Source organism: uncultured Pigmentiphaga sp., from assembly GCF_937950555.1.
Taxonomy (GTDB): domain Bacteria; phylum Pseudomonadota; class Gammaproteobacteria; order Burkholderiales; family Burkholderiaceae_B; genus Pigmentiphaga.
This window is the reverse complement of record NZ_CALFCW010000030.1, coordinates 424,923-447,681: the sequence shown is the minus strand read 5'-3', so window position 1 is coordinate 447,681 and position 22,759 is coordinate 424,923. Positions and strand designations below refer to the sequence as shown.

Annotated in this window: 23 protein-coding genes and 1 pseudogene; 16 read left to right on the top strand and 8 right to left on the bottom strand. The window is 64.9% G+C overall.

Going from position 1 to position 22,759, the window contains the following annotated elements; genetic code table 11:
* Positions 1-9: 9 nt before the first annotated feature.
* From Q0319_RS08645 to Q0319_RS08635, 3 genes are read left to right on the top strand one after another with little or no spacing between them, the layout of a single operon-like run.
* Positions 10-420 carry a group III truncated hemoglobin gene (locus tag Q0319_RS08645; protein ID WP_296466531.1) on the top strand — a complete coding sequence of 137 codons (411 nt, stop codon included), beginning with the start codon at positions 10-12 and terminating at the stop codon, positions 418-420.
* Complete coding sequence (locus Q0319_RS08640; protein ID WP_296466527.1) at positions 411-860, top strand: Rrf2 family transcriptional regulator; 450 nt, start codon at positions 411-413, stop codon at positions 858-860. The genes Q0319_RS08645 and Q0319_RS08640 overlap by 10 nt, the downstream gene beginning before the upstream one ends.
* Positions 857-1,897, top strand: a complete 1,041-nt coding sequence (locus Q0319_RS08635; protein ID WP_296466525.1) for a nitronate monooxygenase — start codon at positions 857-859, stop codon at positions 1,895-1,897. Before Q0319_RS08640 ends, Q0319_RS08635 begins: the two co-directional genes overlap by 4 nt.
* Before the next feature lie 18 nt (positions 1,898-1,915).
* Here the strand turns inward: Q0319_RS08635 and Q0319_RS08630 are convergent, their stop codons facing one another.
* Positions 1,916-2,563 carry a protein-L-isoaspartate(D-aspartate) O-methyltransferase gene (locus Q0319_RS08630; protein ID WP_296466522.1) on the bottom strand — a complete coding sequence of 216 codons (648 nt, stop codon included), beginning with the start codon at positions 2,561-2,563 and terminating at the stop codon, positions 1,916-1,918.
* 138 nt (positions 2,564-2,701) lie between these two features.
* Between Q0319_RS08630 and alkB the strand changes: the two genes are divergently transcribed.
* The gene (alkB, locus tag Q0319_RS08625) at positions 2,702-3,352 is read left to right on the top strand and encodes a DNA oxidative demethylase AlkB (RefSeq protein ID WP_296466519.1); all 651 of its coding nucleotides are present in this window, start codon (positions 2,702-2,704) and stop codon (positions 3,350-3,352) included.
* Positions 3,353-3,469: 117 nt separating this feature from the next.
* The gene (locus Q0319_RS08620) at positions 3,470-4,639 is read left to right on the top strand and encodes a putative sulfate/molybdate transporter (protein WP_296466516.1); all 1,170 of its coding nucleotides are present in this window, start codon (positions 3,470-3,472) and stop codon (positions 4,637-4,639) included.
* 59 nt (positions 4,640-4,698) lie between these two features.
* Here the strand turns inward: Q0319_RS08620 and Q0319_RS08615 are convergent, their stop codons facing one another.
* Entirely contained in the window at positions 4,699-5,574 is an 876-nt protein-coding gene (locus Q0319_RS08615) for an arginine deiminase-related protein (RefSeq protein WP_299452113.1), read from the bottom strand.
* A 183-nt stretch (positions 5,575-5,757) separates the two neighbouring features.
* Between Q0319_RS08615 and Q0319_RS08610 the strand changes: the two genes are divergently transcribed.
* Positions 5,758-6,177, top strand: a complete 420-nt coding sequence (locus Q0319_RS08610) for an Lrp/AsnC family transcriptional regulator (RefSeq protein WP_299451803.1) — start codon at positions 5,758-5,760, stop codon at positions 6,175-6,177.
* Positions 6,178-6,192: 15 nt separating this feature from the next.
* Positions 6,193-7,047 (top strand): PhzF family phenazine biosynthesis protein, encoded by an 855-nt coding sequence (locus Q0319_RS08605; protein ID WP_296471295.1) that lies wholly within the window; start codon positions 6,193-6,195, stop codon positions 7,045-7,047.
* A gap of 30 nt (positions 7,048-7,077) precedes the next feature.
* Here the strand turns inward: Q0319_RS08605 and arsC are convergent.
* Positions 7,078-7,431 (bottom strand): annotated as a pseudogene (gene arsC, locus Q0319_RS08600) (arsenate reductase (glutaredoxin)); the annotation flags it as partial.
* Positions 7,432-7,598: 167 nt separating this feature from the next.
* Between arsC and Q0319_RS08595 the strand changes: the two are divergent.
* The 8 genes from Q0319_RS08595 (at position 7,599) to cyoD (ending at position 15,460) form a co-directional block, all read left to right on the top strand.
* A complete protein-coding gene (locus Q0319_RS08595) occupies positions 7,599-8,846 on the top strand; it encodes an MFS transporter (protein WP_296469269.1) in 1,248 nt (415 codons plus the stop codon).
* Positions 8,843-9,310: an NUDIX domain-containing protein gene (locus Q0319_RS08590; RefSeq protein WP_299451801.1), complete on the top strand. Its 468-nt coding sequence runs from the start codon at positions 8,843-8,845 to the stop codon at positions 9,308-9,310. The genes Q0319_RS08595 and Q0319_RS08590 overlap by 4 nt, the downstream gene beginning before the upstream one ends.
* A 108-nt stretch (positions 9,311-9,418) precedes the next feature.
* Complete coding sequence (locus tag Q0319_RS08585) at positions 9,419-10,618, top strand: ATP-binding protein (protein WP_296469258.1); 1,200 nt, start codon at positions 9,419-9,421, stop codon at positions 10,616-10,618.
* A complete protein-coding gene (locus tag Q0319_RS08580) occupies positions 10,618-11,178 on the top strand; it encodes a response regulator transcription factor (protein ID WP_296469271.1) in 561 nt (186 codons plus the stop codon). The genes Q0319_RS08585 and Q0319_RS08580 overlap by 1 nt, the downstream gene beginning before the upstream one ends.
* A gap of 331 nt (positions 11,179-11,509) precedes the next feature.
* Complete coding sequence (cyoA, locus tag Q0319_RS08575; protein WP_296469273.1) at positions 11,510-12,364, top strand: ubiquinol oxidase subunit II; 855 nt, start codon at positions 11,510-11,512, stop codon at positions 12,362-12,364.
* A 4-nt stretch (positions 12,365-12,368) separates the two neighbouring features.
* Positions 12,369-14,345, top strand: coding sequence for a cytochrome o ubiquinol oxidase subunit I (gene cyoB / locus Q0319_RS08570; RefSeq protein ID WP_299451800.1), 1,977 nt, complete (start codon positions 12,369-12,371; stop codon positions 14,343-14,345).
* Between the two features lie 132 nt (positions 14,346-14,477).
* A complete protein-coding gene (gene cyoC / locus Q0319_RS08565) occupies positions 14,478-15,113 on the top strand; it encodes a cytochrome o ubiquinol oxidase subunit III (RefSeq protein ID WP_296469263.1) in 636 nt (211 codons plus the stop codon).
* Positions 15,113-15,460: a cytochrome o ubiquinol oxidase subunit IV gene (gene cyoD / locus Q0319_RS08560; protein WP_296469266.1), complete on the top strand. Its 348-nt coding sequence runs from the start codon at positions 15,113-15,115 to the stop codon at positions 15,458-15,460. Before cyoC ends, cyoD begins: the two co-directional genes overlap by 1 nt.
* Before the next feature lie 85 nt (positions 15,461-15,545).
* Here the strand turns inward: cyoD and Q0319_RS08555 are convergent, their stop codons facing one another.
* The 5 genes from Q0319_RS08555 to Q0319_RS08535 all read right to left on the bottom strand — a co-directional run bounded on the left by Q0319_RS08555 (position 15,546) and on the right by Q0319_RS08535 (position 21,508).
* The gene (locus Q0319_RS08555) at positions 15,546-16,520 is read right to left on the bottom strand and encodes a tripartite tricarboxylate transporter substrate binding protein (protein WP_299451797.1); all 975 of its coding nucleotides are present in this window, start codon (positions 16,518-16,520) and stop codon (positions 15,546-15,548) included.
* Between the two features lie 70 nt (positions 16,521-16,590).
* The gene (locus tag Q0319_RS08550; RefSeq protein WP_296463458.1) at positions 16,591-18,048 is read right to left on the bottom strand and encodes an aldehyde dehydrogenase family protein; all 1,458 of its coding nucleotides are present in this window, start codon (positions 18,046-18,048) and stop codon (positions 16,591-16,593) included.
* Between the two features lie 181 nt (positions 18,049-18,229).
* The gene (locus tag Q0319_RS08545) at positions 18,230-19,153 is read right to left on the bottom strand and encodes a LysR family transcriptional regulator (protein ID WP_296463460.1); all 924 of its coding nucleotides are present in this window, start codon (positions 19,151-19,153) and stop codon (positions 18,230-18,232) included.
* 57 nt (positions 19,154-19,210) lie between these two features.
* Positions 19,211-20,512: a sulfatase-like hydrolase/transferase gene (locus tag Q0319_RS08540; protein WP_296463464.1), complete on the bottom strand. Its 1,302-nt coding sequence runs from the start codon at positions 20,510-20,512 to the stop codon at positions 19,211-19,213.
* Positions 20,513-20,539: 27 nt separating this feature from the next.
* Positions 20,540-21,508, bottom strand: a complete 969-nt coding sequence (locus Q0319_RS08535; RefSeq protein WP_296463466.1) for a tripartite tricarboxylate transporter substrate binding protein — start codon at positions 21,506-21,508, stop codon at positions 20,540-20,542.
* A gap of 122 nt (positions 21,509-21,630) precedes the next feature.
* Here Q0319_RS08535 and Q0319_RS08530 point away from each other — a divergent pair, with 122 nt between their 5' ends.
* Complete coding sequence (locus Q0319_RS08530; RefSeq protein WP_296463467.1) at positions 21,631-22,587, top strand: LysR substrate-binding domain-containing protein; 957 nt, start codon at positions 21,631-21,633, stop codon at positions 22,585-22,587.
* The last annotated feature ends 172 nt before the right edge of the window (positions 22,588-22,759 follow it).

Sequence of the window (22,759 nt, the reverse complement as noted above, 5' to 3'; positions counted from 1 at the left end):
GATGACGCCATGCTCGACCCCAACCTCTGCACGGAAGAAGAAATCGCCCGCTTCGTGGCGGCCTTCTACGCCAAAGTCCGCCAGGATGCGCGGCTGGGGCCCATATTCGAAGCCCACGTGGACGACTGGGATCATCACCTCGCCAAGCTCACCGACTTCTGGTCGTCCATGCTGCGCGGCACCCGCCGCTATGTAGGCACGCCGATGACGCGCCACGCCGCGCTTCCCGGTCTCGACGAAAGCCTGTTCCTCCGGTGGCTGGAACTGTTCGGCGAAACGGCCCGGGAACAGGAGAATGCGGCGATGGCCGACCGCGCCCAAGCCATGGCGCGCCGCATTGCGCAAAGCCTGTGGCTGGGCTACCAGACCCAGCGCCATCCAGAGCAGCTGGCGCGCGAATTGCCCCTGCCATGCGCCTGACCACGCACAGCGATTACGCGCTCCGGCTGCTCATGTACGTCGGCTGCTACCCCGGGCGGCTCTGCACCATCGCCGAAATCGCCGAGGCGCACGGTATTTCGGAAGCACATTTGATGAAAGTCACCCACCGGCTAGGCCAGCTCGGCTATCTCGAAACCATCCGTGGCAAAGGTGGCGGCATGCGGCTCGCCCGCGCACCGGCCGAGATCGGCCTGGGTGAAGTCATTCGTGCGCTCGAACCGGATTTCCACTTGGTCGACTGCCACGCCCCGGGCGCCAGCTGCGCCCTGGCCGGGCATTGCCGCCTCACCGGCATTCTGGGCGCAGCGCTCCAACGCTTTCTCCAACACCTCGACGGCTACACGCTGGCGGATTTGCTGCCCACCCGCCGAGGGGCATCCCCGCATCTCCCGTTTCCCCTATTCCCTGCCCAGTCATGAATTTGCAATCTCTCCTCGGCATCGAATTTCCCGTCGTCCAGGCCCCCATGGCAGGGTCCCAAGGCAGCGCGCTCGCCATCGCCGTCTCCAACGCCGGAGGCCTGGGCTCGCTGCCGTGCGCCATGCTCGGCCCGGACGCCCTGCGGCGCGAGCTGGAGGCGCTGCGGGCAGGCACGAGCCGGCCATTCAACGTGAACTTTTTCTGTCACACGCCGCCGGAACCCGACCCGGACAGGGAGGCCGCCTGGCGGCGCGCGCTGGCGCCGTACTACGCGGAATTCGGGATCGACCCGGATGACATCCCTCCCGGGCCCGGGCGCGCGCCCTTCACCCCGGAAATCGCCGACATCGTCGAGCCATTCCGGCCACCGGTCGTCAGCTTCCACTTCGGGTTGCCTTCCCCGGACCTAGTCGCGCGGGTGAAATCCTGGGGCGCCAAGGTCATGTCGTCGGCCACTACCGTTGCCGAAGCACGCTGGCTGGAAGATCACGGGGCAGACGTCATCATCGCGCAGGGCTTTGAAGCCGGTGGCCACCGGGGCATGTTCCTGAGTAATGATGTCGACGATCAACCCGGTACCTTTGCCCTGCTGCCGCAAATCGTGCGCGCGGTGCGCGTGCCGGTGATCGCCGCCGGCGGCATTGCCGATGCGCGCACGGTTGCCGCCGCGCGGGCGCTGGGCGCCGCCGGGGTGCAGGCCGGCACCGCCTTCCTGCTGGCGCCCGAAGCCACGACCAGCGAAGTGCATCGCGCCGCACTCAAGAGCCCCGCCGCGGCCCACACCGCGTTGACCAACCTCTTCTCTGGCCGCCCCGCGCGCGGCATCGTGAACCGCATCATGCGCGAGCTGGGCCCCCTGTCTCCGCTGGCGCCGGCCTTCCCGCTGGCGACCACCGCCGTCGCGCCGCTGCGGGCCAAGGCCGAAGCGCGCGGCTCGGGAGACTTCTCGCCTTTGTGGTGTGGCCAGAATGCCAGCGGCTGCCGCGAAGCCCCGGCGGCGCAAATCGTGTGCGAACTGGGCGCGGCCTGGGGTTGAGAGACGTCCGATCCGGGATCAGGAACCGTCCCAGCCCCGGGCCCCTATCAGCGGGACAAACCGTACGGCGCCCAAGTCTTCTTGGCTGAAGGCCCCGTCCGGGCACCTGACGATCCTGACCAATCGCTGTAGCTCCCGGCTCGGTCCGACCGGCATGACCAGTCGGCCGCCGGGCGCCAACTGTTCGCGCCAAGTTTCCGGCACTGTGGGCCCGCCGGCCGAAACGAGGATGGCGTCGAAGGGCGCACACCCGGGCAAGCCCAAGCTGCCGTCGGCCAGGTGCACGGTGACCTGCGGATATTCCTTTAACCTCTCCCGTGCCGCGGCGGCCAGCGCAGGCCGGATCTCCACCGTCTCCACCCTTGCCACAAGCTGCGCCAATACCGCCGCCCCATAGCCCGACCCGGTGCCGATTTCCAGCACCGTGTCGTGCGGCGACAAACGCGCCGCCTCGGCCATCAGTGCAACGACGTAAGGCTGCGAAATGGTTTGCCCCTCCCCTATGGGCAGCGGCGTGTCTTCATACGCAAGACCGGACAGTTCCGGCGGCACGAAACGCTCCCTGGGCACGGCACGCATGGCAGCCAGCACGGCCGGGCCGCGGATGCCCCGCGCCGCTAGCTGGTGCGCGACCATCCGTTCGCGCTGTGTTGTCGAGTCAGGCATGCAAGACCTCGCTTCGGTTTCCTCGAAGTCCTAGTGTGCACCCTGGTGCCGCCTGCGCGTGTCTTGCCGTTAAACATGCAACGGCAGAGCGCTATGATGGTAAGCCGATAGCCCAATGCCGGTTCCGGCACCGTTTTCGTGAACCTCGACCTGTTCGATTTCACTGCCGCCTCTTCCGCCGTGGAGCCTATAGGCAGGCGATCCGTCATCCTGCGGGGCCTGGCCCTGCCTGACGCGCCGCAACTGATGCAAGCCCTGGCCATGCTCGAGTCGGAAGCGCCGTTCCGGCACATGGCCACTCCCGGCGGACGCACCATGTCAGTGGCCCTGACCAACTGCGGAGAGTGGGGCTGGGTCAGCGACAGTCGAGGCTACCGGTACACGCGTCTCGATCCGATGACGGACAGGCCCTGGCCTGCCATGCCGGCCATCTTCGCTTCGCTTGCCGAACGGGCGGCGCAAGCGGCGGGATTTCCGGGCTTTCGTCCCGACGCATGCCTGGTCAACCGCTACTTGCCTGGCTCGCGCATGGCGCTGCACCAGGATCGCAACGAACGCGATTTCAGTGCACCCATCGTTTCGGTATCGCTTGGCATACCAGCCGTCTTTCTGTTCGGGGGACATTCACGCACGGACCGTCCCGGGCGCCATCCCCTGTTCCACGGCGACGTCGTCGTTTGGGGAGGCGAAGACCGATTGCGCTACCACGGCATCCTGCCGCTGCGCGAAGCGCACCACCCGGCATTGGGAGCCAAGCGCATCAACTTCACCTTGCGCAAGGCCAGCTGACCCAACGCTTCAGGACCTCGCACGGGGCCGTCCGGCAGGCGCCTGCATGTCGTTTACATGCATTCGCCGCTAGCCGACAATGCGGCTTCTCGTTCCGATTCAAACTTGGAGGCACGAATGCACGAACCGTCCAGCCGCTCCGTGCCGGATGCGGCAACGGGCAACCGCTACGATCGCATGGAGTGGGCAGGCGCCTTCGGCGATCTCGGCACGCTCATCCCGTTCGTGGCTGCCTACATCGGCGTGCTGAAGCTCGACCCGTTCGGCGTGCTGTTCGGCTTCGGTCTGTGCATGCTGGCTTGCGGCCTGTACTACAAGACGCCCATCCCGGTGCAGCCGATGAAGGCCATCGGCGCCGTCGCCGTGACGCAAGCGGCGCAAACGGCGCTCGTCACGCCGGGCGCCGTCTATGCCGCCGCCCTCGCGACGGGCGCAATCTGGCTTTTCCTCGGGTTGAGCGGCGCGGCCACCCGGCTGTCGCGGGCCGTGCCGCCCGCCGTCGTACTAGGAATCACACTGGGATTGGGCTTTGGCTTCATGCTGGAAGGCGTGAAAATGATGCACAACGATTGGCCGATCGCAGCGATTGCCGGTTTGGGCACCCTTCTCTTGATGGCGAACCGGACGTTCCCGGCCATGTTCGTGCTGCTGGCCTTTGGCGCGGCCGTCGGCCTATGGCGCCAGCCGCACCTCTTGCACGAATTGGCGCAAGCGCCTGTCGGACTGCCCTCGCCCCGGTTCGCGCTGTCCGAGCTCGGCTGGAACGAACTGATGGTCGGCGTGGCGCTGCTCGCCCTGCCCCAGGTCCCACTTACGCTGGGCAACGCCGTCATTGCGATCAAGGATGAAAACAATCGCCTCTTCCCTCACCGTCCGGTCACGGAAAACGGCCTGGCCACTTCCACCGGCATCATGAACTTGGTCAGCTCCACGGCGGGTGGCGTACCGATGTGCCACGGCGCCGGCGGCATGGCAGGGCACGTGGCCTTCGGCGCCCGCACCGGAGGCGCGGTCGTCATACTAGGCGTCATCCTGCTCGCGCTGGCGCTGTTTTTCAGCTCCGGCGTCGCATTGCTATTCCAGGTATTCCCGCTGGCGATCCTCGGAGTGATCCTGTTCCTGACGGGTGCCCAGCTGGCGCTGGGCAGCAGCGTGCTACCCGCCGACAAGAACGAGCGGTACATTACCCTTGCGACCGCCGCACTGTGCATGTGGAACGTCGCGGCCGGCTTCGTCGCGGGGTTGCTCCTGCATTGGATGGCCAAGCGGCGCTGGATCAGGATGTAACCGCGGGGCAAACGCCGGTCGCACGGCCGCCGGCATGCAGCGCTTCGCCATCATGCCGTTCAGGCCCAGGCTGCCTCGCGGTCGCCCACGCGCGCCGCAACCGCGGGCAAACTCGAGCGATCGAGCCGCAGCGTCATGCAATAGGCGCCGCCCCCCGACATCTTGAACGGTTCCAGATCGACCGGGATGACCGAGTACCCGCGCTCGCGCAACATGGACCCAAGGCGCGGGGTGGGCGCGGCCATTACGATCCGCCTGCCAACGTTGACCGCATTCACGCTGAAGCGGCCCAGGTCCTCGTCGGACGCGGCAAGCAGCATGTCGACCGGCACGCGCTCGCGCAGGCGGCGCAGCGCGGGGCGCGTCAAGGCGGGGGGATAGTAGAGGATTTCTCCCCCGCTCAACGGGCAGAAGCACACGTCCAGGTGATAGCACCGCTCCGAAGCCAGCTCGAGGGGAACCACTTCCTGGTCGAAAAAGTCGGCAATGTGCGCCAACGACTCGCGCGCGGAACGCGGACCGTAGGCAGCCCAAAAGCACCGGCGATTCACATCCCAGATCGCATCGCCGGCGCCCTCCTGGAAACAACCCGGCGGAAACCGGGCGATTTCCTTTAGCAACCCCTGCTCGCGCAGCTGCTCGAAAACCGCCAGGAAGGCGGCCTCCTCGCCGCGGCGCTGGGGATAGCGGAAACGGGCAAGCAGCGCCCGTCCGTCCAGGATGATGCCGGCATTGGCGGGAAAAACCATGTCCGGCAACCCCGGCGCGCCGTCCGCGACGACGACGTCGCAGCCGGCCTCGCGCAGGGCGCATCGCAACGCGTCGTAAGCCCTGCGCGCCGCCGCGCGCAACCCTTGCGCATCGCGCATCCACTGCTCGGGCTGCATCCACGGGTTGATGCGGTAGCGAACTTCATAGTGGGCCGGATCGACCATGAGGAACTTGGCTGTGGCGTTCACGCTTTGCTCCTTGCCTTCGCACATTGCGAACCGTCATGACGCCCATTCTGCTCGTCCGTCGCGCCAAACGCGAGCCGGCAGAACGGCACATCCCGCGCGCAGGGATGTCGAATCGACAGACTCTGCTATCGTTTTGCCATCCGCCCTGCAGGTATCGCCATGGACGAAATCGACCATCGCCTGATCGCCCTGCTGCGCGACAATGCGCGCACGCCCGCTTCCCTGCTGGTCCGCAAGCTCGGCGTCTCGCGCGGCACGGTGCAGAACCGGATCACGCGCCTGGAAAAAGAAGGCGTCATCGTCGGCTATACCTTGCGCTTGCGCCCTGGCGTCGAGCCCAAAGGCATACGCGCCTGGATGAGCATCGCCGTAGGAGGCAACACTGCCCGGCGGGTCCTGGAGGCTTTGCGCGGAGAGCCGGCAATCCAGGCGCTGCATACGACGAACGGCCGCTGGGACATCCTGGCCGAACTGCGTGCGCAGAACATCGAGGACTTCGATCGGGCCCTCGAGCGCATCAGGCTGATCCCGGGCATTACCAGCACCGAGACCAGCATCCTCCTGTCCACTTACGTTTGACCGCCCACGCCCTTTATGCCCCCTCAGGCCCGCTCTTACCCCTTCCGCCAAGTAGACGTGTTCAGCGCGGTTCCGCTGCGCGGCAATCCGCTCGCGGTGGTCCACGATGCAGATGACCTCCCCGAAGACAAAATGGCGGCCTTTGCGCGCTGGACCGGCTTGAGCGAGACCACGTTCCTACTCCGCCCGACCGTCGCAGGGGCCGACTATCGCGTACGCATATTTACGCCTTCCGGAGAGCTGCCGTTTGCCGGCCACCCCACCCTCGGCAGTTGCCATGCGTGGCTGCGGGCGGGAGGACGCCCCGTAAGCTCCGACGTCGTTCAGCAATGCGGCGTGGGCTTGGTAAGGATCCGGCGCCGGTCGGGCCGCCTCGCCTTCGCCGCCCCCCCGCTGCGGCGCTCCGGCGAGGTCGAGCCTGCCGTTCTCGCGCAGGCTGTACGGGGCCTGGGCATAGCACCGGAAGCGGTGGTCGCCGCAAACTGGGTAGACAATGGGCCGGCTTGGCTAGCCATCATGCTTGCCTCGCGCGCGCAAGTGCTCTCGCTGCGGCCGGATTTTCCGGCGCTGGGCAAGCTCAAAGTCGGTGTCGTCGGGCCGTGGGATCCGGCCACCGACGGCCCGGAAGCGCAATTCGAAGTGCGGGCCTTCGCGCCCGGCCTGGGGGTACCCGAAGACCCGGTGACCGGCAGCCTGAACGCAGGCATCGCGCAGTGGCTGACCAGCGCCGGATTGGCGCCCGCGTCCTATGTGTCCAGCCAGGGCACGGCCCTGGGACGCGCCGGGCGCGTCTACGTCGAACGTGCGGACGGAGACATCTGGATAGGCGGCGACGTCGCCGATTGCGTCACCGGCGACGTCCTTCTCTGACGGCGCGCCGCACGAGACCGCAGGCTGCTATTCCGGCAGGATTTCCAGCACGGTTTCCATCGGCCGGCACAGCCGCGTGCCACGCGGCGTCACCACGATGGGACGGTTGATCAAGATGGGATGCTGCATCATGAAATCGATCAGCTCGTCATCGCTCCATTTGGGGTCGCCCAGGCCAAGTTCGTCGTAAGGCGTGCCCTTCACCCGCATCGCCTCCCGCACCGGAATCCCCATTGCGGCGATGAGCGACTTAAGGGTGTCGCGGCTGGGCGGCGTTTTCAGGTATTCGATCACGGTCGGCTCGTAGCCGCGCTCCCTGAGCAAGGCCAGAACCTTGCGTGACGTACCGCATGCCGGATTGTGATAGATGGTGATGTCGCTCATGGCATAAGTCCCGAATCATGAAATCTGCAGCGCGCTCAAGACATCTCGCGCTGACCGCATGATATCCCGGCGCGGGGCCGAGGGGCCGGGGCGTTTTGTGCAGTGCAATCTGATGCTGCTAAGCTATTTCCTTCGCCTCCAACGGCGCTGCAGTCTTCTTCGCCTTCATGAACCCTCCCTCCCCGGCGCAACCCGCCCAACAACCACGCGCTTCGCTTCCTGCCGCGCCCTCGTTCGGCCGCGCGCTACTGGCGCTGGGTCTCGGTGGCTTCGGCATCGGCACCGGTGAGTTCGTCATCATGGGGCTGCTTCCCGATGCGGCCCGAGACCTGGGCATTTCCATTCCAACGGCGGGACATCTCATCAGCGCCTATGCGCTGGGGGTGGTCGTCGGGGCCCCCGTCCTGGCGGTGCTGGGCGCCCGCATGCCGCGCCGCGCCCTATTGGTCGCCCTGATGGCTTTTTTTGCGCTCGGCAACTTTGCCAGCGCGGCGGCTCCCGGTTACCTCTCCATGATGCTGATGCGGCTACTGACGGGACTGCCGCACGGCACCTATTTCGGCGTCGCCGCCTTGGTCGCGGCGCAACTGGCGCCTGCGGGCCAGCGCGCCCGGGCGGTCGGCTACGTCATGTTGGGGCTCACCATTGCGACCCTGGCCGGCGTACCCATTGCGGCCGGGCTTGGACAGTGGCTGGGCTGGCGTGCCGCTTTCGCACTCGTTGGTGCCATTGGCGTAGCGGCGGCGCTGCTCGTCCAGCGCTGGATTCCGGACATCCCGGCAGGGGCAGGAGCCAGCCCCTGGCGCGAACTGGGTGCGCTGCGGCGTAAACAAGTCTGGCTGACGCTCGGCATAGGAGCCATCGGCTTCGGTGGCATGTTTGCCGTTTTCAGCTATGTCAAGCCTACGCTGATGGAGCTCGCAGGGCTGCCCGAACACGCCGTGCCCTTCGTGCTTGCATTGTTCGGCGTCGGCATGGTGTTGGGCAACCTGGTCGGGTCGAGGTTGGCGGACAAAGCCTTGATGCCGACCATATGCGGACTGCTGGTTTGGTCCGGCGTGGTGCTCGGTCTCTTTTCCCTCACCGCGTATAACGTCTGGCTGGCCGCCATCAACGTCATGCTGATCGGCACGAACGTTGCCATCGGTCCGGCCCTGCAAATCCGCCTCATGGACGTGGCCGGGGACGCTCAGACCCTGGCCGCCGCGCTCAACCACTCCGCCTTCAACCTCGCCAATGCGCTTGGCGCCTGGCTCGGCGGGGTGACCATCGCGGCGGGCCTGGGCTGGGCCTCGACGGGTTGGGTTGGCCTGCTGCTCGCCCTCGCCGGCCTGGTGATCTTCGGCATCTCATGGGCACAGATGCAACGAGGCGGGACTGCGGCCGCGCATGCGCGGCGCGGGGCGCGGCCATGAGCGCGACGAGCGCCGGCGTGCTCATGTACCGGCGTACGGGTAACACGCTGCAGGTACTGCTCGTGCATCCGGGAGGTCCGTTCTGGCGGCGGCGCGACGCCGGCGCATGGTCCATTCCCAAAGGCCTGGTGGAAGTGGGCGAGGATCCCGCCACCGCAGCCGTGCGCGAACTGCGCGAGGAGTTGGGGGCGGCCCCGCCAGGCCCGCTCGTGCCGCTGGGCCGGATAAGGCAGCGCGGCGGCAAAGAAGTGATTGCCTTTGCGCTAGAGGCCGATTTCGACCCCACTGCACTGCGCAGCAACACCTTTACCATGGAGTGGCCGCCCCGTAGCGGACGCATGCAAAGCTTTCCCGAGGTCGATCGCGCGGACTGGTTCGACCTCGAAACTGCGCGCGAAAAAATACTCGAAGCCCAGCGTCCCCTGCTCGAACGGCTCCAGGAATTGCCCGACTGCGCCAGTTAGCGCCCTCCTGGCCAACCGCCGCCGTCGCAACCGGTAGCGGCCGAGGCGACTCGTCCGTAGGTCATAATGGAGTCCGCCGGCACACCGTCCGGTTCATCCCCAGCCCGTATGAGCCGTACCGAGACCTCCTTCCTACGCACCTTGTCCAGCCTGCGCTGGCTTGCCATCGGCGGCCAGGCTGCCACCATCTTCATCGCCAGCGGCCCGCTGGGCGTGGATTTGCCGCTCGCCATGCTGTGGAGCGGCGTGGCCACCCTGGTGGCCTTCAACCTGTATGCCGGTTGGCGGCTGCGCACCGGCGGAGAACCCTCGCACGCCACCGCGTTCCTGCACATGTTGGTGGACATCTGCGTGCTGGCCTGGATGGTGGCGTGGAGCGGCGGCATCAGCAACCCGTTCGGGCTGCTCTTCCTGGTCCTGATCGCGCTGGCCGCCATGGCGCTGCCCAGCCATTGGGCATATGCGACGGCCGGTGCCGGCGTAGCCGGGTACGCGATCGCGGCCATCTTCGGCCGTCCCCTAGAGGCGCCGGGCGACGCCTACGAGTTGCTGCTATGGGGCATCGTGGCTAGCTTTCTCATCGCCGTCGTCGTCATCTTGATCTTCTCCACCCGGCTCGCCGCCGACCTGCGCAACCGGGAACGGGAACTGGCCGACCTGCGCGAGCGCTTCGCCCGCAATGAAGGCATCGTCGCATTGGCGACCCATGCCGCGTCGATGGCGCACGAGCTGAACACGCCGCTGGCCACCATGACGCTGCTGGCCGACGAAATCGCGGCCCAGGCCGACACTGACGAGCTGCGCGCCGACTCGGAAATGCTGATCGAGCTGTTGGCGCTGTGCCGGGAACGAGTACGCAATCTGGCTGTCCCAACAGAAGTGGAACTGGAGCGGGTGGTGGAGCAATGGAAATTGGTCCGCCCCACGATCGAACTGCATCGCACCGGCATCTTACCCCGCGGCCTTCGCGTCGAGCCCTCCGTCGCCCACCTGCTGCAAGCGCTGCTGAACAATGCCGCTGACGCCGGCGTCCAGGCCGGGGCGCCCTATGTGGATCTGCACCTGGAATGCAAAGGCGGGATGGTGCGCGGCGTCGTGCGCGACTATGGACGCGGGCTCAACCCCGACCAGCCGCTACTTCCGGCCACGCTATTTCGCAGCGGCAAGCCCGGAGGGCTAGGCGTTGGCCTGGCGCTTTCCCATGCCACGGTCGAGCGGCTGGGCGGCGAGATGACGATGACGGCCGCCGAAGGCGGAGGCGTACGCATCCAATTCCAATTGCCCGTGGAAACCACCGTGACTTCATGATGACTACCACCACCCTCGATATCGGACTGCTCGTCGACGACGATGAGCTTTACCTACGCACCTTGCAGCGCAGCCTGGCCCGCCGCGGCCTCGAAACCCGCACTGCAACCACGATCGCCGAAGCCTTGCGCATCGCCGACGAGATCCGCCCGGGGTTTGCCCTCATCGACCTCAAGCTCAGCAGCGACGACTCCGGCCTGACCCTGATCAAGCCGTTGCGTGCGCTGCGCGCAGACATGCGCATCCTGCTCGTCACGGGCTACGCCAGCGTCGCCACGGCGGTGGACGCGATCAAGCGCGGGGCAGACGATTATCTGCCCAAGCCTGCGACCGCCGACATGATTCTCCGGGCGCTCGGGCTGGAAAAAGCCGAGGCCGTGACCGTGGAATCAACCATGATTCCTCTGCATCGCCTGGAATGGGAACACATCCAGCAAGCCCTGCACGAAACCGGCGGCAATGTCTCCGCGGCGGCTCGCCTGCTGAACATGCATCGCCGATCGTTGCAGCGCAAGCTGGCCAAGCGGCCCGGTCCTGAACGCGGCCCCGAGCCTGAATAAAGCGCTGCGGGACATTCCGCGCGCCACCGGCACGCACCCGCGGAAGGTGGGCGCCCCGAGACGGGGTGCGACATATTGTCGCAGGGCAAATCCCTAGCCTTGTCGCGTCACAATTAGGTACACCCAAGGGGAACACGCCCTGACCCGGGCAACCGGCCGTAAAACGGGGCGGCCTGCATTCGGCGCGCGACCTTTTGTCGCATCCCCGGCCAAGACACGTTCAGTAGGATGCGGAACTGGCGGATTTCGCCAACGTTTCAACAAACCAAGGCTGGACGTGAGTAAATCCTTCTTCGTGAACGCGGGACGCGCGTTATGCGTCGGCGCCACCATGTTGCTGCTGGCTGGCTGCAACATGGCCATTCTAAATCCCAAGGGCGACATTGGCGCCCAAGAGAAAACCCTGCTCCTGACTGCAACCGGACTCATGTTGCTGGTGATCGTGCCGGTCATAGTCCTTACGCTGTGGTTCGCCTGGAGATACCGCGCCTCCAATACCAAGGCGAAATACGACCCCAGCTGGTCGCATTCCACCGCGGTCGAAGTCGTAGTCTGGACCATCCCCCTCATCATCGTCACCATACTCGGCGTATTGACCTGGAAGAGCTCGCATGAACTCGACCCATACCGGCCGCTCGAGTCCGACGCCAAGCCGGTACAGATCGACGTCGTGTCGCTGGACTGGAAGTGGCTCTTCATCTATCCCGAATATCGAATCGCCACGGTCAACGAAATCCGATTCCCGGTGGACGTTCCGGTCAATTTCCGCATCACGTCCGCCTCGGTCATGAATGCATTCTTCATCCCGCAGCTGGGTAGCCAGATCTACTCCATGGCGGGCATGACGACCAAGCTTCACCTGATCGCCCGCGAACCCGGCACCTACGCCGGCATATCGGCCAATTACAGCGGCGCCGGCTTCTCCGGCATGCGCTTTCAGGCCGTGGCGACGAACCAGGAAGACTTCGAAGCCTGGGTCCGGAATGTGCAGGCGTCGCCCCAAAAGCTGACGCCCGAGGCCTACCAAGCACTGGTCTCGCCGAGCGAGCACGAACCTGTCGCCTACTACTCGGAAGCCGAGCCCACGCTGTTCGACGGCATCATTTACCAGTACATGGCCTCCGCAGGCATGGATACCGGAATGTGCACGCCTGCCAACGTTTCCAAGATAGCCTTGTCGGAGTAAATCGATGTTCGGGAAACTGACCCTAGACGCCATCCCGTACCATGAGCCCATCATCATGGTCACGCTGGCCGCGGTCGTCGTATTAGGCGCCGCACTGCTCGGCGCCGTCACCTATTACGGCAAGTGGACGTACCTGTGGAAAGAGTGGCTCACCACGGTCGACCACAAGCGCATCGGCATCATGTACATCATCGTCGCGCTGATCATGTTCCTGCGCGGCTTTGCCGATGCCATCATGATGCGCACGCAACTGGCCATCGCCTCCGGCGACTCGGCCGGCTACTTGCCCCCCCACCACTACGACCAAATCTTCACCGCCCATGGCGTGATCATGATCTTCTTCATGGCCATGCCGTTCATCACGGGCCTGATGAACATCGTCGTGCCGCTGCAGATCGGCGCGCGCGACGTGGCCTATCCGTTCCTGAACTCGCTCAGCTTCTGGCTGTTCGGCGGCGGCGTGGTGCTGATCATGATGTCCCTGTTCGTGGGCGAGTTCGCCGCCACCGGCTGGCTGGCGTATCCGCCTCTCTCCGGCCTGGACTACAGCCCGGGCGTCGGGGTGGATTACTACATCTGGGCATTGCAGCTATCCGGGTTGGGAACGACGCTCAGCGGGATCAACTTCATCGTCACCATCCTGCGCATGCGCGCCCCCGGCATGACCCTGATGAAGATGCCGGTCTTCACCTGGACCGCCCTGGTCACCAACATCCTGATCCTGGCCGCCTTCCCGGTGCTGACCGCCACCCTGGCGCTGTTGACCGCCGACCGTTATCTGGGCACGCACTTCTTCACGAATGATCTCGGCGGCAACGTGATGATGTACGTGAACCTGATATGGATCTGGGGCCACCCCGAGGTCTACATCCTGATCCTGCCCTGCTTCGGCGCGTACTCGGAAATCGTTGCCACGTTCGCCCGCAAGACGCTGTTCGGCTACAAGTCCATGGTCTATGCCACGGCCGCGATCGGCATCCTGTCCTTCCTGGTCTGGCTGCACCACTTCTTCACCATGGGTTCGGGCGCCAACGTCAATGCCTTCTTTGGCATTGCAACGATGATCATCTCGATCCCCACGGGCGCGAAGATCTTCAACTGGCTGTTCACGATGTATCGCGGCCGACTGCAGATCTCGACGCCCGTCCTGTGGACGCTCGGCTTCATGGTCACCTTCGTGATCGGCGGCATGACCGGCGTGCTCATGGCGATCCCCGCGGTGTCGTTCGTGCTGCACAACAGCTTGTTCCTGATCGCCCACTTCCACAACACCATCATCGGTGGCGTCGTCTTCGGGTGTATCGCGGCCATGGTGTACTGGTTCCCCAAGGCCTTCGGCTTCAAGCTCAACGAGCGCCTGGGCAAGTACTCGTTCTGGTGCTGGTTCATCGGCTTTTTCCTGGCCTTCATGCCGCTCTATGCGCTCGGCCTGATGGGCATGACACGCCGCCTGAACCATCACAACAACCCCGCGTGGGAACCGTTCCTGATCGTCGCCTGGGTCGGCGCGGTCGTCATCGCGCTGGGTATCTTCTTCCTGCTGCTGCAGATCGCCGTCAGCATCCGCGACCGCAAGAAGAACGTCGACTACGACGGCGACCCCTGGGGTGGCCGTACGCTGGAATGGTCTACCTCCTCTCCTCCGCCGTTCTACAACTTCGCAAAGGTGCCCAAAGTGACTCACCTCGATCAGTTCTGGCATGACAAGGAAACCGGCGTGGCCTACAAGCGTCCCGACCACTACGAAGACATCCACATGCCGCGCAATACCGGCGCCGGCGTGTACATCGGGATTGCCGGCACCATCCTCGGCTTCGCCCTGGTCTGGCACATTTGGTGGCTGGCGGCCCTCGGCCTGCTGGGCATGATCGGCGGCTTCCTGGCCCGTGCCTATGACCGCGACGTGGACTACTACGTCAAGGCCGAAGAGGTGGCGCGCATCGAGAACGCCCGTTACGAGTCGCTCAAGCAGGCGGCGTAGAGGGCCCCCCCTACGCGCTTGCGCGCGCCCCCCAGGGGGCGGCACCGGCGGACCGGCAGAGCCGGATCCGCGGTGCCCTGGATCTGTTAGACGGCTTCCGGCACCAGTACCGCCGGTTTTTTGAAGAGCAATATGAGTAGCGCTGCAATTCTTCGTACGCATCGCCACGATGGTGGCGATCATCATGCCCATGACGGGCATGAACACCACGATGACGGTTCGAAGACCGTCTTCGGGTTCTGGCTTTACCTGATGAGCGACTTGCTCATCTTCTCGGTGCTGTTCGCCACTTTCGCCGTGCTCTCCAAGGCAACGGCCGGGGGGCCCCATGGCGCCGAACTGTTCGACCTTTCATTCGTGTTGACCGAAACCATGCTGCTGCTGGTCAGCAGCGTGACCTTCGGCATGGCCATGCTGGCTCTGCACGCCGGCGATCGCGGCAAGGTGTTGGGCTGGATGGCGGTGACCTTCCTGTTCGGCGCCGGCTTCGTGGGCATGGAAATCTACGAATTCCACCACCTGATCGCCGAAGGCGCCGGTCCGCAGCGCAGCGCCTATTTGTCGGCCTTCTTCACCTTGGTGGGCACCCACGGCCTGCACGTGACCTCAGGCCTGATCTGGATGCTGGTCATGATGGACATGATCCGGCGCTTCGGCCTCGATTCCGTGGTCCGCCGCCGCATGGCCTGCCTGAGCCTGTTCTGGCACTTCCTGGACCTCGTCTGGATCTGCGTGTTCACCTTCGTCTACCTGATGGGAGCCCTGTAATGGCGCAACACTCCTCCCCAGCCGTCAGCGATCACGGCGCCCACGCCAGCCACGGTTCGGTCAAGTCGTACGTCGTCGGGTTCATTCTTTGCATCGTCCTGACCGCGCTGTCGTTCGGCGTGGTCATGACCGGCGCCTTGACGGGGTTTGCCGCCGCGGCCGCCATCGTCATCCTGTGCGTGCTGCAGCTGATCGTCCAGCTCGTGTTCTTCCTGCACCTGGGTACCTCGCCCGAGCAGCGCGACAACCTCACCACCTTCCTCTTCACGATGCTCATCATCGCCATCATCGTGGGCGGCTCCGCCTGGGTGCTGCACAACATGAATGCGAACATGATGCCGATGTAAGATGCCCCCTCGGCAAAACGGCCGCTTCGTGCGGCCGTTTTTTTTGACCGGCTGCATCCGGTCAACACCCCGGTCTTGATTTCCCCTATTCGGCCTTGATGCCGAACTCACTGACGACGCCCCCATAGAATGCGTACTCGCCGCGCACAGCCTTGACGGCCTCTTCCACGCTGCTGCCGGAGGTCTCCACGCCGGCGCTGCGCATCTTCTCCTTGATGTCGGGCGACTGCATGATCCGCGTGATCTCCCGGTTCAAGCGGTCTATCGCCGGCTGCGGCGTCCCGGCCGGTGCAAAGACCGGGAAAAAGACGTTCAGCTCCACGCCCTGGATGCCGCTCTCCGTGACGGTCGGCACGTTGGGCAGGAGGCTGGAGCGTTGCTTCTCGGCGACGGCGACCGCGATCAGCTGTCCGCTATCTATGTACTGGCCCACCCCACCCAGCGCCCCGATCGCCAATTTGATCTGACCGCTCAGCGTATCCACCACCGCCGGCATGACACCCTTGTAAGGCACGTGCGTCATCTCCGTGCCCGTCGCCCTCATGAACAGCTGGCCTGCGATGTGCTGGGGCGAGCCATTGCCCGAAGAGGCATAGGGCAGCCCGGGATTCTTCTTCAGGTAGGCCACGAGATCCTGAGGCGTTTTCACGCCCAACTGCGGGTTGGCCAGAATGATGACCGGCGAGGAAGCGGTGCGAACCACCGGTGCCAAGTCCCGCAGCACGTCCACGCCGCTGCCCGCTCCCTTGGGCATGACGTGCGGCGCCCCTAGCAGGGTGCTCGGGGCCAGCAGCAGCGTATGGCCGTCTGGTTCCGCGCGCGCGACAGAGGCCGCGCCGATCAAGCCGCTCGCGCCGGGGCGGTTGGTGACCACTACAGGTTGCCCGAGTGCCTCGGGCAGGCGCTCGCCCAGTATCCGGGCCAACATGTCGGTGCTCGATCCCGGCGGTACTGTCACGACGATGTTCACGGGCTTGGTCGGTGCCCATTCCTGCCCCAGGGCCGGTGCCATTGCGGTCACCGCCAGGGCCATGCATGCCGCGGCTGTCAGTTGTCTCATAGCGTTATCCTTGTTCTAGCCGGCCTCCGCCGGAGGCGGCGCCGCCCGGGCGGCGCGCGCCGAATTACGATCAAAGGGTGATGTTGATGTTCTTGCCCTGGGTGTAGGACAACAGCTCCTCGATCGACTCGTCGCGTCCGATGCCGGACTGCTTATAGCCGCCATAGCTCGTGCCCAGGAAATGCGGTCCCGCGTTGTTGACCCAGATGAAGCCAGCCTGGATACGGCTGGCGGCCCGGTGGGCATTGGCCAGGTCGCGCGTGAACACGGCGCCCGTCAGGCCGTATTCCACGGCGTTGACCTGGGCCAGCATGGTTTCTTCGTCGTTCCACTTGATGACCGACAGCACCGGGCCGAAGATTTCCTCGTTGGCGATGCGCATGTCGGCCGTGACGTTGGTGAATACCGTGGGCTCGATGAAAAACCCCTTGCTGAGCGCCGGATCGTCCGGCCGCTTGCCACCATAAACCAGGGTCGCCCCCTCCTCTTTCCCCAATTCGATATATTTCATGATCTTGTCGAGCTGGGACTGGGAGATGATCGCGCCCATGGTGGTGGCCGGATCGGTCGGCAGGCCCGGACGATAATGGCGGATTTTCTCCAGCATGCGCGCGACCACTTCGTCGTGGATGGATTCGTGCACGAACAGGCGTGAAGTCGATCCGCAAGACTGGCCGCACCAGGTGAAGTTCATCCCTTGTACCGCGCCCGCTGCCGCCCGATCCAGGTCCGCGTCCGGATAAACGATGCATGCGTTCTTGCCGCCCAACTCCAGCGTGATCCGCTTCAAGCGCTCCGCCCCAGCCCTGGCCACCGCGCGGCCCGTCGGCACACTGCCGATCAGCGAAACGAAGGGTACGTCGGGATGCGCAGACAAGGCCGATCCGCACTCGGTTCCGCCGCTCACGATGTTGAGCACCCCGGGCGGCAGGATGCCGTCGATCAGCTCCATCCACCGATAGGCCGACAGCGGCGCCTGGACGGGCGGCTTCATCACGACGGTATTCCCGGCTGCAAGCGGCGCGGCGCTCTTGGCGGCAGTGAACATCAGCGGGTGGTTGTACGCCACGATGCGGCCGACCACGCCGTACGGCTCGCGCACCGACATGTTGACGACGCCCTCGCCCATGGGAATGGTGTCGCCCTTGATTTCGGTGACCAGTCCGGCAAAGAAGTCGAACTGCGCTGCCGCGGCCTGTACGTCGCGCGTCATTTCCGCGACCGGGTTGCCGCAGTTGGCGGCATCGAGCAGCGCCAATTCGCTGGCATGTTCCCGCAGCACCGTCGCGACCTTGCGCATCAGCGCGGCGCGCTCGGACGGCTTGGTGCGGCTCCATTCGACGAACGCGGCCTGGGCCGCCTTGACGGCATCGTCCACGTCAGCGGCATTGGCCTCGGCGCAGGGTCCGAGGCATTCGCCCGTGGCCGGGTTCCAAGTATCCACGTAGCCGCCCTTCGGGACGTGCCACTGGCCACCGTAGTAGAGATCGCGATGTTGGGGCAGTTGAATGGTTTGCGGTCCAGACATATACAGGCTTTCCTTGATGGATGAGGCGCCGCGCACACATGGCGCAACCGGGCCGCGCGGCGCAGTCGATCATCTTAGGAATGCCCGGTTACGAGCGTCCAATGGATAGTCTGAATTCCGGAAATGGAAGAAACCGATATTTCGGGAAAACCCGGAAAAAATCACCCTCCCATCAGCCGCCTCACTGGCGGCTGTCGCAGTAGTTCGCGGCGAAGAGCTGGCGAAACCAACGATTGCCCGGATCGTGGTGCATGCGGTCGTGCCACTGCATGTTGAGATCGATCGGCGGCAGCTCGAACGGCAACGGTACGATGCGCAATGGCTGGGCCCGTACCATGGAACGCGCCGGCCCGTAAGGCACGGTCAACACGAGGTCTGACAACGCGAGCGTGGCGGCGAGCCCGCTGGAATACGACACGCTCAACGCGACGCGGCGCTTGACGCCCCGGCCGGCGAACTGGGTCTCCAGCAGCTGGTCGAGCGAAGCGTGGATGGATGCGGCCGGCCGGTAGCTCACGTGCGCCGCTTCCAGGTACTGCTCAGGCGTCATGGTCTTGCCGATGGTCGGGTGATGGCGGCTGATCACGCAAACCCACTGCTCGACGAACAGCGATTGGCGGTGGAAATCCGACCCCAGCTCGGGCAGGAAGCCAACGGCTAGGTCGAGTTCCCCCGAAGACATGGCCTCTTTGGCCTCCCTGACCGGCAGCGAGACGCCCACGAGGTCCACATGCGGCGCTTCCTTGCGCAGCAAGGCGACGAAGGTGGGCAAATGCGCCTGTTGGGCAATGTCGCTCAGCAATATGCGAAAAGTCCGCCTTGCGCGCGCCGGCTCGAATACCCGGCTACGCTCGAGCACCATCCTCAGCCTATCGAGTGCCTCGCTCACTTCGTCGGCGATTTCGAGCGCCAGCCCGGTCGGTTGCATGCCCGTCGGCGTGCGGACGAACAGCTTGTCGCCAAACGCCTCGCGCAGGCGTTGCAAGGCGTTGCTGGTAGCCGATTGAGACAATCCCACGCGCTCCCCGGCCAAGGTCACGCTGCGCGTGCGCACCAAGGCGTCGAAAATCAGGAGCAGCTTGAGATCGAGCTTGTGCAACTGCATGAGTCCCCCGTAGCATGGCGGCCCCGGGGGCGGCCCGGCCGCGGCCGGCTCCCCTCCTCAGCGACTCGGCATGTCCTTTTCGGTATAAACGAGTTCGCTGTTCGCATCCGGCGGAATGGGGCCGAAAATGGCATTCCAGCGATCATACCTTGCGCGCATTTCCGCCAGGCGCTCGGGGTAGCGCCGCGCCAGGTTGGCCCGTTCGCGCTCGTCGACGGACAAATCGAACAAGTATTCGTTCTCCTCGATGGCCAAGTACTTCCACTTGCCATCCCGCATGGCCCGTTGGTTGCGGTACTTCATGCGCCAATACATCTCGCGCGGGAAAGTGTGGGCTGGATCCCGCAACACCGGCTGCAGGGATACCCCGTCGAGCGGATAATCGGGATGCGGCGCAACGCCGGCAATGTCCAGGATGGTTGCCGTCCAGTCCATGGTCATGCAGTGCTGGGTGGATATCGACCCCGGCGCGAGCTTGTCGCCCCACTGGACGATATAGGGTACGCGGATCCCGCCCTCGGTCAGGTCCATTTTGCCCCCGACCAATGGCCACGAATCAGAAAACCGCTCCCCGCCGTTGTCACTGGTGAAGATCACCAGGGTATCCTCGGCCAGGCCGAGTGCCTCCAAGGCATCCAATACGCGGCCGCAGCCTTCGTCCAGGGCTTTGATCATTTCGCCGTAGACGTGTATGGACCCCCCGTCCAAGTGTCGGATGTCCTTGTCAGTCTCGGGGTTCGGGCCGCCTTGGCTGCGCGTCTCCCAGGGCCAGTGCGGCGCCGTATAGTGCAGGCTGAGCAGGAACGGCTGGCGATCCTGGCCCCGCGCCTGCAAGTAAGCCACGGCCTCATCGGTCAAGAGATCGGTGAGGTAGCGACCATCGTAGCGAACCGGCTCCCCGTTGCGGACCAGGTCGTGCTTGCCGGTGCGGTCTACATGGCTGAAATAGCTCACGCCCCCGGACAACGGACCGATGTGGTATTCGTATCCGCTCTTCAAGGGTCCGAAATGCGGCGGATAACCCAGGTGCCATTTGCCGATCAATGCGGTGCGATAACCGCGCTCGCGCAGCAGGGAAGGCAGGGTGGGATGCTCCGGCGGCAGGCCGACCGTGGTGCTGCCGCGGAACTTGCCCGTCATGGGCTCTTCGGCGGCGCCGCGCAGCCAATATTGATAGCGCCCCGTGATGAGGCCAAAGCGCGTCGGCGAACACACCGGCGAATTGGAATAGCCCTGGGTAAAGCGCATGCCGCGCGCAGCCATGCGGTCCAGGTGGGGGGAAACGGGCTGGCGCCCGCCGTAGCACCCGAGGTCCGCATAGCCGAGGTCGTCGGCCAGGATGAAGACAAAATTAGTCATACGCAATGGTCTCGTTCTTGACTCGGTTCAATCAACGCTCATGCCGGCCGACTTGATGATGCGGGCGTAGCGCTCACGGGTCTCGGCCAGTTCCCTGGCCGCGGCCTCCCCGTCACGCGTCTCGATCGTGAAATCCATGGCACGCAGCCGCTGCTGGACCTCAGGATGGGCCATGATCAGCTGCACGGCCCGGCTCAACGTCTGGACCACGGAATCCGGCGTGCCGGAAGGAACCATCGCAAGATACAGCACGTCCTGCCTGACTGCTGCGTAACCCTGCTCCGCCGTCGTGGGAACCTGCGGCAGCAACGGCGAGCGCTGGGAGCCCGTGACGGCGAGCGCCTTGACCGTGCCGGCGTTCACGTGCGGCAACAGCCCGGGCGTCGCGAGTACAGCGGCCTGGACCTCGCCCGAGACGACGGCCAGGACGGCCTGCGCATTGCCGCGGTACGGGATGTGGTTGATCTTCATCCGGGTCGCCTGCGACAGCATGCTAAGCCCCAGGTGCCCGGGAGAGCCGTTGCCCGCCGAACTGAACGCCACCATATCCTCATGCCCCCGCGCCACGAGTGCCTCGAGCGTGTCGGCCTTGGCACTCGGGTGGGCGGCGATCAGCATGCCCGACGACGCCAGCCGCATGATCGGCTTCAACTGGTCGAGCCGAAACCCCAGGGAGGGATACAAACTGGGATTCACGGTGAAGATCGAATCCAAGCTAAATAGCACGGTATAACCGTCCGGGGCCGCGCTGGCCACGGCGGCCGCCCCGATGTTGCCGCCGCTGCCGGTCTTGTTCTCGACCACCACCGGCTGCTTCAGGATGGCGCTGAGCCGCTCGGCGACGAGGCGCGCCATGATGTCCAGCGGCCCTCCCGCCGTGAAATTGACTACGAACTTGATCGGCTTGTCCGGGTACGCAGGATGTGCCGCCGCGGGCAAGCAGGCCAGCGCCCAAGCAAACGTCACGGCCGACACACGAGCAGTCTTTTTCAGCATTCGAATCTCCTCCTCGCTTACGGAACGCCACATCGCGCGTTCCGCGCTTTGCTCACGATGATAGGCGGCTAAAAGTTAATATTGGTTGATCTTTTTTGAAATTGATGGAGCAAAAGGAAAACATGCCGCGCGTCCTCGACCCCAGGCTGCGCCTGCGCCACCTGCAATGCCTGATCGCCCTCGCCAGCCATCGCAGCGTGTTGAAAGCGGCCGATGCACTTTCGCAAACCCCGTCTGCTGTTTCCAAGAGCTTGGCCGAACTGGAGGCGATCACCGGAGAGACGTTGGCGCTGCGCCACCGCAAAGGCCTGGAACTCACGCCGGCAGGCCACATATTGCTGCGCCACGCCGCCCAGGCCATCGGGGCGCTGCGCGACGGCTTCGAACTGCTCGGCGCCGGCGACAAGGCCCCCGAGCACATCCGCATCGGCATTCTTCCTACCGCGGCGGCCACGTTGGTACCCAAGGCCATCCAGGAAATGCAGGCCCGTTACTCCCACCTCGTCGTGACCGCACATGGCGGCACCAACGCCGATTTGCTGGTGCGCCTGAAACTGCGCGAACTGGACCTGGTGATCGGACGCATCAGCCACCCATCCGAGATGGTGGGGATCTCATTCGAGCACCTGTACATGGAACCGCTCGTCATGGCCGTGCGCCCCGACCACCCGCTGCTCACTCGTCCCACCCTCGGGCCCGCCGACCTAGGGGCATTCTCAATGGTGTTGCCGATGAAGGGCACCTACATCCGGCCGGCAGCGGAAACCTTCCTGCAATCGAGCGGAGTAGGCATCCCGCAGCAGATCGTGGAAACGCTTTCCTCCACTGTTGCGCGCTCCCTGATGCGCACCAGCGACGCGATATGGTTCGTCCCCTACGGCGTCATCGAGGCCGACCTCGACCGCGGCGAGGCGCGAGCCCTGCCCGTGGATACCAGCCCCACCTCCGCGGCGGTCGGACTCACGACGCTCGGCATGGGCGAAGTGCGGGAGAGCGTGCGACTCTTCATCGACGTGGTACGGGAAGTGGCGGGCGAGATGCGCAATCGAAACCGGCGCTCGATGTTCATGCGCCGGTGACTCTCCGCCTACGTGCGCGAAGGGTATTGCCCATGCAGCGGCCTCATGTCGCCTCGCGCCTCGTGGCGACGCCGCAGGCTGACGGAAATAGACACAAAAACACGCAGAATGAACCACCCCCGAACCGCGTGGTTACTTAACATCCGCTATCATGAAGGTGAAAAAAAATGAT